Below are 18,345 nucleotides of genomic sequence, written 5' to 3'. Positions count from 1 at the left end.
TTGTCCTTTCCTTAGTAGGCAATTTCCTGAGAGTTCGCGGAGTCAAAATATCCGTTCCCGGACTGGGGCACGGGGTTGGGGGAGCCCAGATAGAACCCCTGCAAATAATCCACGCCGCTGGCGATCAGGATTTTCATCTCGCCGCTGGTCTCCACGCCCTCGGCGATCACCTTGATGTGCTGCATCCTGGCATAAGACAGCAGGTTTTCCAGCAGCTTCTGGCGGTATTCGTCCTTATCGATCCCCTGCACGATGGACATGTCGATCTTTAAGTAGCTCGGCGTCAGCGAGAGCAGGACCGCATCCCCATTGTAGCCGGTGCCGAAATCGTCCAGCGCGAGCTCGGCGCCCCAGCGCTCGGCGAAGCGCTGCTTGTGGATGGTGGAGCGCTCATCCGGTTTCTCCTCCTCGGTCAGCTCGATGACGATGTTGTGCAGCAGGTCGCCGAAGCGCCCCTCGATCTGCGCAATGTCCTCCTCGGTCAGCGTCTGGTTGGGGATGGAGTTGATGAACACCTTGCAGTTGCCGATCACCTGCCGGTGCTCGACATACGCCTCCAACGCCTTGAACCAAGTCAGGCGCTCGATCTGGTAGAGCTTGGATTGGGAGCGGGCCAACGCCAGGATTTCCTTGGGCGTTTTCAGTGTCTGTAGTTTGGGCCGCATCAGCGCCTCGTATGCAAAGATCCGCCCGGTGCGCGCGTCCACGATGGGCTGGAAATAGTACTCGACCAGTTCCTCCTCGATCAGCCGGTTGAGCTCCTCTCTGCTGTGCAGCAGGTAGCTGTCCCGGTTATAACTCTGGATGTCGAACTCGCTGAACTCGCCCTTGACGGTGTTCTTGACCTTATACATCGCAAAGTCGGCGTACTTAATCAGCTGCTCATAGGAGGTGGAATCCTGCGGATACCACGCGACGCCGGCCGAGGCGCGGATGCGCAGATGCTCGTTGTTGGGCAGCGGCAGCACCGTCTTGCGGATCTCCTGCTTGATGTGCTCGATCACCCCGCGCAGCTGGTCCTGGTCCCCGTAGCCGAAGAGGAAGATGTAAAACTCGTCCCCCGACATCCGCGAGAGGATCGCCTTCTCCGGCGCGAAGCGCCGCAACACGTCCGCCGTGCAGCGGATATAGGCGTCGCCGTAGTCGTGCCCGTAGGTGTCGTTGATATACTTGAGGTTGTCGAGGTCCAGCATGATCAGGGCGCCGACGCCGAGTGTTTCCGGCTCCTCGAATTTGCGGCGCATGATGGTGTGGAACGCGCGCCGGTTGAGCAGGTTGGTGAGCAGGTCGTAGTCGCGCTCGTATTCGATCCGGCGTTTCTCCAGCGTCTCGCTGGTGATGTCGCTGGCCACCCCCAGCACCCTGCTGTCGTTCTCCACGACCCGCAGGCGCACCCAGCGCGGCCGGCCGCGCCGGTTGGAGAGCTTATAGAGGATCTCGTCCCGCCGCTCGTTTATCTCCTCGATCTGCCCGCTGAGCTCCTTGAGCCTGTCATGCAGGTTCGTCGGCTCGATGTAGCCGCTTTCCCCCTCGCCGCTCGGGATCCCGAACAGGCGCAAAAACCCGTTGGTGCAGTAGGTCTTCCCCGTCTCCTTATAGTATTCGAAGGCCCCGAGGGGGATGTTGGTCATCTCGATGATCTGGGCCAGCTTGCTGGCCGAATCAGCCACGTCCAGGCTGAGGTTTTCGATCGCCTGCGCCAGCTCGTCGATCTCGTCGATGCGCGTCTCTTCCAGGCTGACCGGCAGGCGCGGGTCGCTGCTCTTGACCTTCTGCACCAGCGAGGTGATCGGGTGGGTGATCACCGTGCTGACGACGTAAATACCGCCCATCCCGATGGCCAGCGAGAGCACGAACGCCGCGGCAACCAGGGCCTTGACCTGGTCGGAGAAGGCCAGCAGATCTTGGCGCCGCATAATCCCGATCAGGGCCCAGCGGTCCGTCTCAAAGGGGGTATTGCTGTTGTAAAGCTGAAAATACTGCACACAGCCGTAGACATGCTCCCGCCTGCCGTCAGGCGGCTCGATCTCATAGACGCTGCCATAGACGGGGGGTTGGCGCAGCTGGGTCTGCTTCTCCTTTTCATAGAGCTGCTTAAAGATCGGCCCGCTGCCCACCGCATTGTCAAAGCTCAGCCCGCCGCCGTGGTCCACCGCCACGAGATACGCACCCATCTTGTCGGCGCCTATCTCGTCATAGGGCATCTGCCTTCTCAAGTAGTCCACCGAGATTTCGATCCCCAGCACCCCGTAGGGCTTGCCCTCATGCATCAGCGGCACCGAATAGGTGATGACCTGGATGTCCTCTTGGCTCAGGCTGAACGGCTCGCACCAGTAGCCCAAATCCTCCCAGCCGATCTCGGGATGGTTGATCGCCGCCCAGAGGGGCTTGTAATAAAAGCTGCCCTCGCCCTGCTCGGGGGTGAAGGAGAAATAAGGGTTCCACCAGGTGTCCATCGGGATTCCCAAGCGCTTGGCGATGGCCGAGGGCGCGCGCTCGATCATGATGTCGGAGTTGTCGGTGGAGCTGTACTCCGGGTCCTGGTCGCGCAGGTAGAGCCCGGTATAACGGTGCTCCCCCTCCTGCTCGCCCAAGTCCTCCCCGCCGCCCAGCACGATGAACGACCCGGTGACCGAGGAACGGCGCATGAGGTAGATGATGTCGTCCGACACCGATTCGAGGACCTGGTTGGAAAGCTCGCTGCCGAAGCGGATATCCTCGATCCCGCTGTTCTGCTCGCGCAGGACGGCGCCCACGTCCGCGTTGATGGCCTGCACCGAATCGCTGAGGTTGCTCCAGCGCTGGATCATCTCGTTTTGCAGGTAGTTCTTGCGGCCCAGGACCCGCTCGTTGAGGATATCGTAGGCGTTGTTGTTGAGCTTGTCCACCGTGCCGCCCCATAAAATGACACCATAAAACAGACCCGCCTGAACCAACATGGTGAGGATCATTGGAACCAGTATTTTTTTCATGATGGAGCTGCCCTGATGTAGAAGCTTCGCCATACTGTCTTCCCTTGCTTTCCATTCGCTGTCCAGGCTCTTTACTGAATCGCTTCCTCCAACGCTCCGCTAAAGCTCTGATACCACTCCTCAAAGTGCTCGTCGGTACAGAAGCCGTCCGCCGCCTCTTGACGGCTCTGGCCGGAGGCCACCATCTGCGCGACCTGCTCGCTGTCGGCTTTTGCGAGGTCGGCCATCGAGTATTCCAGCACAGCGCGCGCCTCGGTCCCGCCCCCGAACGCCTTGCTGGTGTAGAGGGTGTGGGTCTTCGTCATATCGAGGGCCACGTCCAGAGATTTTTGCAGCCCCTCGGCAACCGCCTCGCCGCTGCCTTGCAGTACCTTTTGGACCATGTCCCGGTCGTTCGCGGCGACCTTGACCGGCATATAGCCGGAGCCGACCGAAAACTCGATGTTGCGCTCGGAGTCGGTGAACCATTTGAGGAAGACGGTCGCCGCATATTCCCGGCGCTCGTCCGTCTTGGTGACCACCATGCCGGCGCCCTGCTGCACCGCATAGAGCTCGCTGCCCTCAAAGACCGGAGGCTCAAAGACCATCGGCTCGATGTCGTAGCCCTCGTTGTCGTTTACCATCACCTTGTCCGGGAAATAGGCCGACCCCGAGGTCGAGCCCACCAGCGCGATGATGTCCCCCGTCTTGGCGTCATCCGAGCGGAAACGCCCGTTCGCCGCGAAGTACCCGTGCACGAAGGGCACATAGTAATGGTCCCACAGCTTCCGGATCACCTCTTTGTCCAAATTGAAGGTGACCTTTCCATTCTCCACCGAGAAGATTTCCACTCCCAACTGCCGGCAGCCGATGATGAAATAGTTGGCCAGGGCGTCCCGCCCGAAGAAGGCCTTGCCGTCGTCCGGCTCGGGGGTGAGGCTGTCGGTCCACTCATAATACTGTTTCGCGGTCCCGGCGAGTCCCTCCATCGTCTTGATCTTTTCAATATCTGCGCCGGTGGCGGCCGAGAATTTGTCCCAGTCGGTCTTGTTGACCATCATGACCTCGGTGGACTTGGCGATGGGGAAGATTTTAAGGCTCCCCTGCGCGTCAAAACGGCCCTCCTCGATATATTCGGGGATGTATTCGGCGAGCTCCCCGTCGGTGAGATAATCGTCCAGCGACGCGACCAGCCCCAGCTTATCGACCTGCAGCGCGGTGTCCGCATAGGCGGCGAACACGTCGGGGATGTCCCCCGCGCCGACCTTCTTGTTGGCCGCGTCGATCACCTTTTCGGTCAGCTCCGAGACGTTGCCCTGGCTGCACGCCTCGACAATGATCCCCTCTTCAAGCCCGACGGTGTCGTTGAACTCGCTGATCATCTCGTCGAAGGCGTTCTTCTGCGGGCCGTTGTAATAGTGCCAGATCTCGATCGACACCGGGTTTTTCGGGTCGAGCCGCACGTCCCTGCCTCCCGCCTGCTGGCAGCCGGAAGTGAATACCATGGTGCCAAGCAATACCGAGGCGCCGAGGCGCATACACATGCGGTGTAATTTTTTGTTCAAATCATAACCTCCCATGCGCCTCACCCTGACCATCCCCCACACCGGACGGGACCAAACGCAAATATTATTCCTATTATATCGCATTCAGGAAGAAGATTCCATAGCTAAACCGATTTTCCCGCAATTGTGCCCGCTCAGTTTCCCTGCGAGCACTTGGCCGCGTCGATGGCCAGCACGATCATCAGCGAAAGGAGCGCGTCCTCCGGCCTTCCGACGGAAATGACGTAGGTATCGGTCCAATTGAGCAGCTCCTTGTGCGCCGACATCACCGTCGTCCCGGCTCCGTCGGCGACCTGGTAGTTCCACTCAAAAAAATCCCCCTGCACCCGCCAGCCCCGGCAATCGAGGGTAAACACCGGTTTAAAGAAGGTAAATTCCTTTTTGATCTCCCCGATCCGCCGCCCGCCCTGGTAAAGGGCAAAGCGGGGCAGAAAAGTGAGCACCTCCTCCTTCACCGTCCCCAGGTGCTCCCCGCGCGCATCGTAAATCTCCAGCCGGTGCCCCCAGCTGAGCCTGCCCTGCACGGTATAGACGGTATTGCCCGCCTCGTCGTAAATGTCGTAGCTGTCGAACCAGGAAAACAGCCTTTGCCTAAAAAGCAGTTTCAAATCGTTTCCTCCCTCGGGCGATCCCGATGGCCGCCGCAAAATTTCCAGATTTAATTGCCACAATCAGGATACACGTTTTTCCCGAACCGGTATGCCCGCTCCAGATGTCCCGTTCGGCCGATCTGCGGCCTGCCGTTCGTGTCGCCGCAGCCGCCTGCGAGGAGCATCCCTCTATCATGAAAACCGATGTAGTTCACCAGAGCGAATTGGTAATAGGAGACCGCCTGCTCAAAGGTCCAGAAATAGTCGTCGGCAGAGGTCATCAGCAGCGCGCAGTCCTTGAACGGGTATCTTTCGTATCTCCCGAGGGGAGGATTCGGGTCCTCCTGCGCCAGGCAATAAAACCGCTCGATAAAGGCCTTCGTCCGGGCGGAGAGCGTCCAGAAATAGAGCGGGGAGGCGAATACGATCATATCCGCCACCTTGATTTTTGGCACCAGTTCGTGAAAGCCGTCCTTTTGAATGCAAGGCTTATCATAGCGGCAGGCGTTGCAGCCCAGGCACCCCTTGACCTCAATTTTACATAGCAACACGGTCTCGACCGAGTGCCCGGCCTCCTTTGCTCCCTTTGCAAAGGCTTCGGCCAGCTGCGCGGTGTTGCCGTTGGGACGCCCGCCGCCGAGGATGATCAGTATGTTTTTCATAAAAGCGTTACCTCCCAAGACTTTTCGGCTACTCCTTCGTCAACAGCGCCACACACTCCACATGTGTTAAGGGCGTGAAAAAGAGTTTCGGAAGGTATATTTTTATCTTTGCAAAATCCTAGGCCGTGTTTGAAAAATGCCGATTCGCTGTCTACACCTGCCTTTTCCCACCAGGCCCTTATTGATTTGAATTCAAAATATGATATAATGTAAAATTAACCATTATTTAGTTATTAAAAAGGGAGGATATTCCAAATGAAACGGCTTGAAGGAAAAACTGCCCTCATTACAGGAGGAAATTCTGGAGTGGGGGAAGCCACAGCAGATTTGTTTGCCCGGGAGGGGGCTAATGTAATCATTACCGCGCGCCGCGAAAAGCAGTTGGAGGAAGTAGCCGCGAAAATTCAGGCGGAAGGTCACTCTGTGTTGGTGATCCGCGGGGACATCTCTAATCCGAAGGACAGCGTGATGCTGGTTTCCAAGGCGGTGGAAACATTCGGGGGGCTTGATATTCTGGTGAATAACGCAGGCGTCAGAGACGAAGGACTCCAGCCCGTGGATAAGGTAACCGACAGCGAGATAGAACGTGTCGTGGGCATAAACGCCAAAGGTACTATGTACTGCATCCGCGCAGCGCTCAAAGAGATGCTGAAAAACAAGAAAGGTTCTATTGTCAATGTGGCAAGCGTCGCCGGCCTTAACGGCGGTGGAGGAGCCGCCTATGTGGCTTCCAAGGCAGCTATTTTGGGAATCACTAAACACACGGCGATGCGATGCGCGAAGAGCGGCGTGCGTTGCAATGCGCTGTGCCCCAGCATGATAAAGACGCCCATGGCTGTTACTACCGGAGAGACCATGGATCCGGAGATGATGGAGGCTTTAACGGCCCATACAGATTTGACCCTTCCCGCTTGCAGTGCAGAAGACGTTGCCAAAAGTATTCTCTTCTTTTCCAGTGATGAAGCGGCACCGATAACAGGACAGTGCATCACCCTGGATTACGGCTCAAGTTTATAACTGTGTTTCAGGCAAAATTTTTGTCCGATCCCCGGTGTTATCTGCGGAAAGGTCCAATACGCCTGTTCTGACCCGACTCCGATTTTCACCCACTTCCGCTTCGCAGCCACAACATCCCGTGGTTTAACCTCTCTATTTTCGCTCGTCACCACAAAGCGTCATCTGTACAACCGTCTCCACCGCCACAGCACTGAAGGATTTAGTCTTGTACTTTTTGTTGCTTTATCAATTACATGTTTGTAAATAATGCTATCGTTGCCCTGCAACAACTGCTCACCGCTTATCGTAAGAATTCAATCCAAGTGACATGGCCATGACAGTCTCTTTTAGCGTTGGCTGATTTCCCACAAACATCATTAGTCCTCTGTATCTTTCTGTAGACTGGTCTTTGATTGCTGATAGGATAAAATACCTCTCATGATTCCTAGGAAATCATCATATCCAAGATTCCAATCGTAAACCCCATCTATTATAGGCGGCAAATGAAGTTGCTCCACTCTTTCTCTCCGAACCGAAACCGCCTTTCGCTGAATAGTCTTCCAATCACAGCCTCCATATCGAAGCTGCTCTTTCAATGACGAATCTGCAACCACAAGCACGGTATTATCATCAATTACCCGAAATTTCTCCTGCACCTCCGGAAAACGCCAAAAAGTCTCTGCTTCCAATAAACATTTGGCATCATCAGACACCGTTTGGCGCCGCAGTTCATCTCTTATAGATATTGTGCCAAGCTCCGGAGAGATTGAAACCCCTTTTTGCAAATAATGCTTCAAAACATACGCCGATTCTTTTATCCCTTTGTTATATGTCAGCATTACATCTCTCTGCATCTTAAAAGTCCAAATCACCGCATCATCATCCAAGCCATTGCGATTAACACGTCCGGCTGCCTGCAACAGAGACACCAAAGAAGCCAACTCACGAAAGCCCGTTTTAAAAGAGAAATCAACACCGGCTTCCACACAGGAAGTTGCCACCAACGTCCAATCCGTATCGTTTTTATCTTCCAGGCGATCCTTCACATCCTGTATCGTTTTATCTCTATGTTCCGCCTCAAGCGCTGTTGACAGGTGCATAACCTTGCACGCCTGTCTATCACCATAATATGTCCTCATATCCTCAGCAATTACCGCAGCACTCTGCACTGTATTCATAATTACCAGACGCGGTCCTGGAACAGAAGCAATCCATTTCACCAGCTGTGCTCTGTCAAGCGGTTCCATCTTGCATAAAAACTTAATTCGATTCGTTTCATATTGCATCAATCTATTTCTCAACTCTATATTAACAATCTGCGGAACCGATCTCTGCGTTTCAGACAGTTCCTCCAATTTCCAAAATTCCACCAGCGAACCAGATGCAAGAATCCAATGGCAGCTCCATTCATCTGCAAGCGCTTGCATCCAATGCCATGCTGTTGGCAGCAGTTTCACCGGCAAAGCCGCATGCGCTTCATCCACAAATATCACGCTGCCTGGAAGTTCATGTAATCTCCGAAGCGTAGCAGGCATGCAGGATGCTATCGTTTCAAAAAAGGCAACCGCTGTTGTCACAACAATTGGCGCTTTCCATTGTGCCGTGAGCGCACGGGCTTCCTCGCTTTCAAAATCTGCGCGATGATGTAATTCGGCAACCACATCTTCTGGATTTTCACCCGGCAGGAGAAGTGCCTCGCGATATATTTCTACTGATTGCCTGATAATATTTGTAAATGGAAGGACAACAAAAATTCGGCGGGATTCACGTGAAATCGCTTGCTGAAGTGCATATGCCATCAACGCTGTCGTTTTTGCCGAGCCAACCGGACTGTTACAGGCTACAATATTTGCTTCGACGGCAGAATCTCTGCAAACCCGATACATCTCTGTCCGCAGCTTGCTCCGCTCGCTGTTATCCCCCAACCCACTCACATATTTATCAAGTCTCTCCAGACGTTCCTTCGCTCTCAGCTTGGGAATAGACACATCTTCTTCCTGCGGAAATTTCCCATAATGTCTCGCAGTATCCGTGTGATCCGCATCAACCAGGCAGGATAACATCATACGAATAAAGACGCCCGTATCTCCGCGTACACTGTTTGTGGGAACTGTTAAAATTTTACCTTCCATCAGTTGTTGATGCAACGCAGCCAGACTATCTACTTCCGCATTAACCTTATCACGCGTCTCCTTGTTTTGATCACGAAAACAATTTTCCTGTCTCCGTCCCTCCAATCCAATGTCCGGCAATCCACTATGATGAGCACTGACAGCCAGCTGGGAATACAAAGAATCATCTTGGTTTTTTTTAAGGAACGTCACTCCTGCATCCTGGTGATGAAGCGGCAGGCTTACGTGGTTGTCCCTTTGATGCAGCACCTCTTGATTTTCTTCATCTAATTTTCCCATATCATGCACAGATGATGCCATATCAACCGCTGCATTCAACATCTCACCATCAAGGGCCGCATATCTGGCCGCTTCCTCCGCATTATGGCAGGCATCGCGCTGTACATTTTTTATGTGTTCCTGATATAATTGCTCAGGATATCCATCCCGCGCACTGTGAGCCAAGTATGTCATCGATAATTAACCAAATCCACACAACTCTCTACACATTGCCGTAACTCCTCCGGCAAACCATTCTTATCCTGGTAATTTTTCCAGTCAACAGAAGGTTCTCCCGCATTTCCAATACGCTCTGGTGTCAGCGCCTCCAAAAGCAAATAATCCGGACAACTTCCAAGCACATTTTTATGTTCTATGTACCAAGCATGACGCAAACGAACATCCGGGCGAATCGCCGAACGATTCATATCATATGCATAGGGCATCAACTGCTTCATCAATTCAATATCATCTACAGTACAACCACTCTTATGTGCATAGTTTGGATTCACAAAAAACGGCATGCAATAAACGCCATGCTCTACTACGCGGTACGCCATAGGCGCCATGCCCGCATTTTTTCCATCCTGCACTCCTGCTTTATTTGTATTTGTCTGACGGATAATGTTGATCGGCGAAATGGAAATTCCCATTCCGATTTGTACAACTCCTGTTTTGATATACCCCTTATTGCCGCCTTCTTCCAAAAACGTATTGCCAAAAACCCGCGCATCCCAATATTTTTTTACAAATTTGCTGCTGAGGAATGCATCTTGGTCAAATTTTTTAATATCACCGCCGATTTCCATTTCCTTTTGAATTGCTTTGCGGTCACGGCCGCGTGATTCCAGAATGCAATATTCCTCCGGATGTTCCCTGAACTTTTCCGGCAGACTTTGAAAAACAGGAGATTTGTGATCTTCTACCAGATCACGCAGCTTTCTTTTAAAAGAAACCGGAGATATCTCTCCCAGTCCGTTTGGACGCTGACGAGGATCCGCTTCACGGTCCGGATCTCCGTTTGGATTCGAATTCACCGCTTCAATCACCAGCAGACCTGTTGCACGTCTCATTTCTCTACTCATTGATGTTACCTCCTGTATTTTTTATACTCATTAATTTGCTTTTTCTTTTTTCGGAAAGGCTGCCAGATATCCAATAAACATCTGTGCTTTTTCATAATCGTTAAAACGTTGCTTATCCTTCAGAACGGGAATCAGCGCATCCGCTATCTGTTCGTACACATACAGCAAATATCCAGCAGATGGCCCAAAATATTCTATTTCTTCATCATGACGTTTTTCCAGTTTCTTGTCCCTATTTGCTTTAGCCCAGGTAATATAAGGGATCATGCGATTTGCCAACTGAGCAAGGGTTTGTGCCGGCATTTCTGATGCAGCCACATACAGACTGCTCCCCACAAGTTGAGTCGGAATCTGTCCATCTCTCACCTTGTCGCAATATAGCTCATGCAGACTATCCGACACCTTTAAGATCTGCCCCAATAAATATGGATATTCATTCATATAATTCTCCTTTCTGCTCCCAAGCCAGTATAATATCATTCCAATCATCACCAATGCGTCCTGCAATTTAGGAATAAATACATTGGCAGCGTTAAACCGCTTTACTGAACCTCCTGCATATAACGCCATATTGGCACTGCGTTCTATCATAAAATGCAAATCTTTTTCCAACACCGGCTTGGGAACCCCAAACAAAAGTTCCATACCATGATAAGCCGGAACAGGCTTAAATTTATCTGTGGCCTTTGTTCCATCTTGCTTCCAGATTCGATTCAATATATCGGCAACTTCGAGTGGAAACGGCGTCCATGGAGATCGAATCGAAAACCCAGGCAGATTTTTTGAAGCCTTTTGCCATTCGGCGCTATTCCGAACAATATCATCGGCAGCCGCGCAGCGCGTATAAATAACCTTCGTTCGCGCCTTATCCAACTTGTGAAGAACAAATATTTGAATATTGTCCGGGTAATTTTCCGGATCCACTGTCTTTGTTTTTGTCAAATACTCAGAAAACGCTTCTGCCTCTGATTCAAAACGGCTTCTCTGTTCTCCTTTATCAGTTGCTTTAAACAAAGCAGTGAAGCTTGGCAGATTTTCCGGCAGGTGTGATGGATAGGCAAATAAAACTTCATTTTTATCTGTGCTCACCCAGGTTTTGTTCTTCATATTCGCACCGGAAAGCCAGGTCAATGCACCCTGTATGTCAGCCCGCACTTCCGGTGCAATCGGATACGTCGCGTTTTCAAAACGGCCATAGCGGCTCTGACACGGCTGTCCTTTAAACATGGTTCTCAGACTCACCTCAAATCCTCCAGCCAGTTTCACTGTCGGCATCGGCTCCTCCAACGGTGCAAACATGAAACCAAAGGCATCCTGCTCATTGGCTTCTGCTTTCCCTTTTTCTATGGCATCTGCCGCCAATAATGCACGATTGAAACCCCTTGTAAATTTTTCTGTAGCAGATGACACGTCATTATCTTCTAATTCATCACAATCAAAAATAACTGACAGGTTTCCATAATCGTCTTCCGGACTTTTTTCCTCTTTGCCAATATAGAATAGAATCTGCAGTGCAAGTACAATATCATCTCGCCTTTCAAGCGCATCAAATGCAACCCGTTCAAGCTCTGCGTGGAGAGCCTCTGGTTCGACAAACGGACGCGCCGCCCGGATTAGGCGAAGCACTGGTTCATAAGTAGCTTCCCCCTGCAGCATCTGTTCCAGCTTTGCTGGAATTTGCCGCATGCTGTTTTTATATTTTTTTGAGAATTTGACACCCCAGTTGCTGCAATCGCACCATCCCTTTATCTGTTGAATATCTATCTGGTTACTATCAGCTTTCAATAATTTTAATATTTTCTGTGCCCGCTCCGCATCTGTTATGCGATATAACGGTGCCAGATTCATCGCAGGAAATGTGCCCTGGTTATTCCCATATTTTCTCAATTTCTGTCCCAAATCTGCATTCACGCTATCCAGACGGGCAACTTTATTTTCAAGAAAAACAATACGAACACACGGTGCGTTTGCCTTGATATTTGGAATTGATTTGTATTCCCGGTGCCATTTATCACCAACAATATCCATCTTTGACAATGCGACAGAGAGCTGATACAGTTCATTAATCACGAATCAAATTCCTCCCTTCACCGGATAAATCAAAGTCCCCTGATGGATCACCACATCCGTATCATAGACTGCATGAGGTTCCGTTTGATACCCCAAGGAGAACACCTGCCTCAGCATAGATGGGATGATAATATCCGGTTGTCCCGTGCAAACCTCCGTTTCGTCTCTAAACACGCCAAAATATGAAGGCGTGAACTCCCGCCAACCAAGGCAGAGACTTGCGTAAGACTGCCCTCTTTTCAGGCGGCGATTAAATATATCCTGGTATGCGTGCCCTGGCGCGGTCGTATGCTTGTCCCACGCCAAAGCTCTTGAAGTCAAGTTGTTCTTTTTAAAATTTGGCGCTGCCACCGCGTAAAGCCGATAGCACACATCCGTCAATACCGTAGCGTACAACTGATAATTATTCCCCCCGGCTATGGCGCTGCCGCTACGCAGCGGCCCCCCATAATTAGTAGCATAACTATGCCACTGTACAGGCTTGCATAGTTCCACTTTCGTAGGGATAATCTCAATGGCAGGTCCCCATAAAACAGATTCAAACAATGCCTTGACAGCTGAATATGTTGGTGCAGCGTAGCTGATCGGCGAGTCGCCGCTGTCTGGTCTTACCCAAATCGCTGTCTGACCGGCAATCTCCATTTGAATTGGATAACTGTAAGTTACCATATTTTGTCCTCCCATCTTTTTATAGTATACTTATACACATCTATCTGTCCAGTAAACAATACTTGCTCTATCTGCAATCATAAAGCCGCCTTTTTTAATGTTATTTCCGACGCAATTCGACACAAGCCTCCACATGTGTTGAGTGTGCAAAAAAGATTCCAGCAAGGCGTGGTTGGGCCTTGACAGAAGGATCTTTTTTGGTAGTAATTGTCCTTCAAATCGAATCTCGCTTTCTCACATTTCCATGAATATCCACAAACTGTTCTTCTCCCTCAATTACATCTCTTACGATAGCTCTGGCAACATCCTCACCGCGAATTTCGAAATCCGTTGTTGAACAGCTTACATCATAGATGAAAGCAATACTCTTTACCTTGATTTTATGTTTCAGGTTAGGCGCTATAATATAAGCATTCTCAAACACAAAATCTTTTTGAAAATTTGTTCCAATATCCCGTGCAGAAAGGCCATTTTCCAAATCATAAAAGCTGATCTTTTCTCCTGTAGCCAAATTTTCAATATAAATTTGATCGCTTTGGCCTGTAACTATTATCTTGTCTCCGGGTTTGATAAATGTTTGGCTTTTTAGCCACTCCTCATCAATTTTAATATCGCGAGTTGTTACATGTTTAAAATATGCATTCAAATTAAAATGTATATTTCGCATTCTCCCTTTCCAGTCATTATCTTCAGGACACCTTATTTCATACAGCTTAATTCTCCTCTGCTTTGCATATTCCTTTGCACCGCTTTGAAAGCCGTATTTCGATACAAATATTCCATTAATATTTCCAATGTCCTCAATAACAGAATTAAAATCCCGCAGCTTGCCTATTGCAATTTTTCCTTTATAATTTTTACACTCAACAGCAACCTGATACTCAATCCCTGCTATTACGAATCTCCAATATACGTCAATTTGGTGAGAGCATCCAGACATACCTTTCAGTTTGACATTATGTTGAATATCAATATTTTGAATGCCATCAGCGCTATGCAAGTAATCGTAAATTTCCTTGACAAACAATTCATACTGAGTGTTTATATTACTCATCGTTTCATCCCTCACCTTACGCACAAAGCCACCTCAGCTTTTTTGCAGCAGCGCCACGCACTCAACTTGTTCTTCGTTGTCCAAACTGATGCTCATATCTTCCTCAATGATAGGCAGCTTAAATTTGATGGATTTCAACCACTGTCCATTAGGTTGCCGCTCCGGGTAAATCTGTATCTCCGAGATCAGCGCCTCGATCAGCTGCCGCCGTTCCACTTCATTCATCATGCCGTGCAGTTTTTCAAAGTAAATCAGCACTTTATAAATATTGTCGCCGGTCAGTTTCTCTGCCTCAATGGCCTGCTTTTTGGCCCTGGCAGCAATCAACAGAGATTCTGTATCTTCAATCTTATCATACATCCTGTAAAGGCGGTCATCAAGGTCAGCCTTGCGCCGCACATAGTGCCGGTCATCCGGGTCGAGAGAGTCAATTTCTTCTGCCAGCTTTGATTTGACGGAATAGTGCTGGCGTAGCTGCTTCTCGTAATTTGCAATCTCCTGGTCAATGGCGGCAGTATCCACCTTCATGTTGATTTTTTCCTGCATCATGGCTGCAAATTTCGGATTACTCACCAGCTTTACAATGACTTCCGCCACTGCATCGTCCAGCAGTTCTTCCCGAATCTGTTTTTTATAGTCACATTTATGCCCACGTAGCATGGTACGGTGCTTGCAGCCATAATAATAAAAATCCTTGTACTTGGTGCCGTCTTTCTTGTGCTTGATGCTCTTGTTCCCATACATTCCTGCTCCGCAGACAGGGCACTTTACAATGCCGGAAAGAAGATGTACGTGCTCGCCCTTCCCGCGGTTGACGTGTTCATACTTTTTTGCTTGTGCCAGCAGCTTCACCTGCGCCGCTTGCCAAACCTCTTCCGAAACAATCGGTTCGTGCAAGCCATCTGCCAACAGGTAATTGTCCTGCTCTACAAGCTTGTACTCGTTCCTTGTGCCTCGAACTTTTTCCGTCTTGCGTCGGCCATAGGCGATTTTCCCGCAGTACACCGGATTTTTCAAAATCAAGCGGATCAAATGTGCGTCAAACAGGGGATTCTTCCCATTCTGCCGGGGAATTTTACGGATACCATGGTTCTCCAGATATTTTGCAATTCCGTTTGCGCCAATATCCGTATGCACATATTGGTCATAGATGACGCGGATCGCCTCCGCTTCTTGCTCGTTGATAATCAGTTTCCCATCCATCAGCTGATATCCATAGGGAGCAAAGCCGCCATTCCAACGGCCCTCACGCGCCTTTTGGATGCGGCCCTCCATCGTTTGGACGCGAATATTTTCACGTTCAATCTCCGCCACAGCAGACAGGACGGAGATCATCAATTTGCCCGCGTCTTTGGAAGAATCGATGCCATCTTCCACGCATACCAGATTGACGCCAAAATCCTGCATGACCTGAAGGGAAGAAAGCACATCTGCCGCATTTCTGCCGAAACGGGACAATTTGAACACCAGAACATAGGACACTCCGTCTTTGCCGGATTTGATGTCCTCCATCATCTGGTTGAACTGCGCTCTGCCTTCAATGGATTTGCCGGACTTTCCCGCATCCTCATATTCACCGACGATCTCATAATCATTGTAGTCGGCGTATGCCTTCATTTTGGCCTTCTGCGCATCCAGCGAGTAGCCGTCCACCTGCATAGCGGTGGAGACTCTGGTATAGGTGTAAACTTTTATCTTCTCTTTCTGCATCTTCATCTTCCTCATGTGGTGCCAACCGTAAAATTGGATGAACCGCTTTTATTTTGGGGCAGAAGTATCATCCTGCTTTTCCGCTTCCGTCTTAGCCGTTTTTCCCAACTGTTTGATGGTCTTCAGATATTCCTCCTCCACAGGGGAAAGCGTTTGTGCTTGATAGCGTTTATATTCTGCTTTCGCTTTTTCCATCGCCTGTGCATGACTGATTTTCCCTGCATGGGTCAATACTTCTTCCCCAGTCGCCCGAAGAATGTTATCTAGCTGCTCCACATAATCGCTCATATACATGGGCCGGTGACGGATGGCCTGCACCTCGGCAAAGTCGAAATAACCGGATACCATTTGATTCAGAACCCGCAGTTCTTCCTCCGTCAGATAATTCTTGGCAATCCCAATATCTTTTGCCGTGGGAAAATCGCCGGAAAAGGTGGTAAGCCCCATAAATGGCTTATCCGCATCGGCCCGCTCATAGATCACTTCCGCAGCCGTATGTCCATGCACTGCATAATGAAGCTTGTTCTGCACCATTTTGAAAAACGCAACAGATTCCGCACTTCTGGGATTATAGTCCACGCTGGTGGCGTACAAGTCCAACACTTGACGATACATGACTTTTTCCGAAGAACGAATGTCCCGAATCCGTTCCAGCAGTTCGCGCCAATAGTTGCCACCGCCCAAATTTTTTAGGCGCTCATCGTCCATCGTGAAGCCCTTAATCATATATTCTTTTAGGCGCTCAGTGGCCCACCGGCGAAACTGGGTGGCAATCAAAGATTTTACTCTGTACCCCAAAGAAATGATCATGTCCAGATTATAGAAAGGCAGCTCTCTGGTTACTTGCCGGTTGCCCTCCATTCGAACCTGTCGGAATTTCCGACAGGTTGAAGTCTCATCCAGTTCGCCTTCTTCATAGATGTGGCCGATATGCTCCACAATGTTGCTTCTGGACGTATGGAACAGTTCCGCCATCTGCTGCTGTGTCAGCCAAACGGTCTCGTCCACAAATCGGCACTCTACCTTTGTGAGCCCATCTTCCGCCTGATAAATTACAATCTCACCCTGGCCCTGATTTGGTCTCATTTTATCTTCCGCCATTTGTTCACGCTCCCATCTGATTCCGTTTTTATGTTCCAAGAGGACAGGGAGTAGACCTGCCCTCTTGTTTGGACACTTATATCACGTTTATTATATCATGCAGCAATTTTGCTTTCAACTGCTTCCTGCTTGGAATCAGGATCTTTTTGATTTACCTCGGCGTTGCCCATCCTATCACAAGGTGCTAAAGGAGTGGGCATATTCTCAATATCTAACTCTGAAGCATATTTCTCAATCAGGTTGGCCAACAGGTCTGCAAAACCGCTCCACTCATCTATCATAGGCATTTTCCCTTTCCTTTTTAGGAGGCTGTTTGTAAAATTCCAACACTTCTGCCGGTATCTGTTCCAAAATCGCCACCGCACTGTCATAATCCCTCCGCAGCTTGAAATCTTCGATCTGCTTCAATGCACTGACCTTCTGCGCCGATGCAAGAGATTCTTCCAGTTCGGCATTTTTCGTTTTCAACCTTTTGTTTTCGGATGCTGTTTTCGTGAAGGCTACGCCATATTTCCGCAGCAGTGTGTCCATCTTCTCCACGCTGGGAATATAGGTATCCAGAATCTTGCAGATTTCCTCCGCTCGGCTTTTTGCATTAAATGGAGTAATGCCAGTGAGCAGTTGCCCCAGTTTTTCCTTCTGTTTGGTCAGTCGGGTCATCTCCTTGAACACGCGGGGCGGAATGTGGTCGCGCCCGGTCAGGCTGGCGCTTTCGCCGCGCTCCAAATCCGGGAATTTCTTGACCATGTGTTTCCAGAACTCATCCTGCCACCAGGTTAGCTTCTTTTTGTTGCCCATAATGTCTTTGGCGCTGAGCCTGCCATCTTCCGTAAGCGGGACAAAACAAAGGTGCATATGGGGCGTTTTCTCGTCCATATGCACCACGGCAGATATAATTGTCTCTTTGGATTGATGCTGTTCCAGAAAGTGCAGAGCTTCCTCGAAAAATGTCCGAATCTCAGCCCGCTTCTTCCCCTTGAAGAACTCCGGGCTGGCAGTAAACAGCGTCTCGATCATACGGATGCTGTCTTTCCGGGTACGGCATCCGGCAGCGGCAATCTGCCGCTCTGATTCCGCGCGGTATCTGCCGGGCGGTTTGACCAGATGGAAGTTGTACTTGCTTCGGCTGATGTCCACATCAGGATTGCTGGCGTACTTTTCCTTTGTGCGCTCGTTGTGGGCCTCGATATTACCGATTTCAGGCCCCTTGTACTTTGCAAATCGCATAATCGCGTACTGTGCTTTTTCCATGCTCAATCCCTCCGTTTCTGCCAGACCAGATCATAGCCCAACACATCGGCCAGCTCCACGGCCTCCCGATACCGTAGCGAACCCCGCTGCAATTTCCCTGAAAGATTGGATACGCTGTCGCTCCAGCCATATTCGTCATGCAGAAGGTCAACAACCTCTTGCATGGTGTAACCGGCGCGGATGATCTGCGCCTTGATTTCGTTTCGGATACTTGATTTCATAATAATCCTCCAAATTTTCTTGCCCATAAA

Annotated in this window: 15 protein-coding genes; 1 reads left to right on the top strand and 14 read right to left on the bottom strand. The window is 50.2% G+C overall.

The window, feature by feature from the left end:
• Positions 1-11 precede the first annotated feature (11 nt).
• From B5477_RS06460 to B5477_RS06445, 4 genes are all read right to left on the bottom strand, one after another.
• Complete coding sequence (locus tag B5477_RS06460) at positions 12-3,005, bottom strand: EAL domain-containing protein (protein WP_079698925.1); 2,994 nt, start codon at positions 3,003-3,005, stop codon at positions 12-14.
• 38 nt (positions 3,006-3,043) lie between these two features.
• Entirely contained in the window at positions 3,044-4,516 is a 1,473-nt protein-coding gene (locus B5477_RS06455; RefSeq protein ID WP_242942139.1) for an extracellular solute-binding protein, read from the bottom strand.
• A gap of 134 nt (positions 4,517-4,650) precedes the next feature.
• Positions 4,651-5,124 (bottom strand): LURP-one-related/scramblase family protein, encoded by a 474-nt coding sequence (locus B5477_RS06450; RefSeq protein ID WP_079698924.1) that lies wholly within the window; start codon positions 5,122-5,124, stop codon positions 4,651-4,653.
• A gap of 50 nt (positions 5,125-5,174) precedes the next feature.
• On the bottom strand, positions 5,175-5,768 hold the full coding sequence (locus B5477_RS06445) for a flavodoxin family protein (protein WP_079698923.1): 594 nt from the start codon (positions 5,766-5,768) through the stop codon (positions 5,175-5,177).
• Positions 5,769-6,023: 255 nt separating this feature from the next.
• Here B5477_RS06445 and B5477_RS06440 point away from each other — a divergent pair, with 255 nt between their 5' ends.
• Positions 6,024-6,785, top strand: coding sequence for an SDR family NAD(P)-dependent oxidoreductase (locus tag B5477_RS06440; protein WP_079698922.1), 762 nt, complete (start codon positions 6,024-6,026; stop codon positions 6,783-6,785).
• Positions 6,786-7,141: 356 nt separating this feature from the next.
• Here B5477_RS06440 and B5477_RS06435 read toward each other — a convergent pair whose 3' ends face one another.
• The 10 genes from B5477_RS06435 to B5477_RS06390 form a co-directional block, all read right to left on the bottom strand.
• Complete coding sequence (locus B5477_RS06435; protein ID WP_079698921.1) at positions 7,142-9,349, bottom strand: CRISPR-associated endonuclease Cas3''; 2,208 nt, start codon at positions 9,347-9,349, stop codon at positions 7,142-7,144.
• Positions 9,346-10,239 carry a type I CRISPR-associated protein Cas7 gene (locus B5477_RS06430; RefSeq protein WP_079698920.1) on the bottom strand — a complete coding sequence of 298 codons (894 nt, stop codon included), beginning with the start codon at positions 10,237-10,239 and terminating at the stop codon, positions 9,346-9,348. Before B5477_RS06430 ends, B5477_RS06435 begins: the two co-directional genes overlap by 4 nt.
• A gap of 30 nt (positions 10,240-10,269) precedes the next feature.
• Positions 10,270-12,309, bottom strand: coding sequence for a hypothetical protein (locus tag B5477_RS06425; protein WP_079698919.1), 2,040 nt, complete (start codon positions 12,307-12,309; stop codon positions 10,270-10,272).
• 3 nt (positions 12,310-12,312) lie between these two features.
• Complete coding sequence (cas5, locus tag B5477_RS06420; protein WP_079698918.1) at positions 12,313-12,978, bottom strand: CRISPR-associated protein Cas5; 666 nt, start codon at positions 12,976-12,978, stop codon at positions 12,313-12,315.
• Between the two features lie 214 nt (positions 12,979-13,192).
• On the bottom strand, positions 13,193-14,032 hold the full coding sequence (locus B5477_RS06415) for a restriction endonuclease (protein WP_079698917.1): 840 nt from the start codon (positions 14,030-14,032) through the stop codon (positions 13,193-13,195).
• Between the two features lie 33 nt (positions 14,033-14,065).
• Positions 14,066-15,742, bottom strand: coding sequence for a recombinase family protein (locus B5477_RS06410; protein WP_079698916.1), 1,677 nt, complete (start codon positions 15,740-15,742; stop codon positions 14,066-14,068).
• Positions 15,743-15,790: 48 nt separating this feature from the next.
• A complete protein-coding gene (locus B5477_RS06405) occupies positions 15,791-16,843 on the bottom strand; it encodes a virulence RhuM family protein (RefSeq protein WP_079700410.1) in 1,053 nt (350 codons plus the stop codon).
• A 95-nt stretch (positions 16,844-16,938) separates the two neighbouring features.
• Positions 16,939-17,124, bottom strand: a complete 186-nt coding sequence (locus B5477_RS06400) for a hypothetical protein (RefSeq protein WP_079700409.1) — start codon at positions 17,122-17,124, stop codon at positions 16,939-16,941.
• Positions 17,114-18,094, bottom strand: coding sequence for a MobV family relaxase (gene mobV / locus B5477_RS06395; protein ID WP_079698915.1), 981 nt, complete (start codon positions 18,092-18,094; stop codon positions 17,114-17,116). Before mobV ends, B5477_RS06400 begins: the two co-directional genes overlap by 11 nt.
• A 2-nt stretch (positions 18,095-18,096) precedes the next feature.
• Positions 18,097-18,315 (bottom strand): phosphoribosylglycinamide formyltransferase, encoded by a 219-nt coding sequence (locus B5477_RS06390; protein ID WP_079698914.1) that lies wholly within the window; start codon positions 18,313-18,315, stop codon positions 18,097-18,099.
• Positions 18,316-18,345 lie beyond the last annotated feature (30 nt).

It is taken from the genome of Provencibacterium massiliense (assembly GCF_900169495.1).
Taxonomy (GTDB): domain Bacteria; phylum Bacillota; class Clostridia; order Oscillospirales; family Ruminococcaceae; genus Harryflintia; species Harryflintia acetispora.
This window is presented reverse-complemented; position numbering and strand designations above follow the sequence as displayed.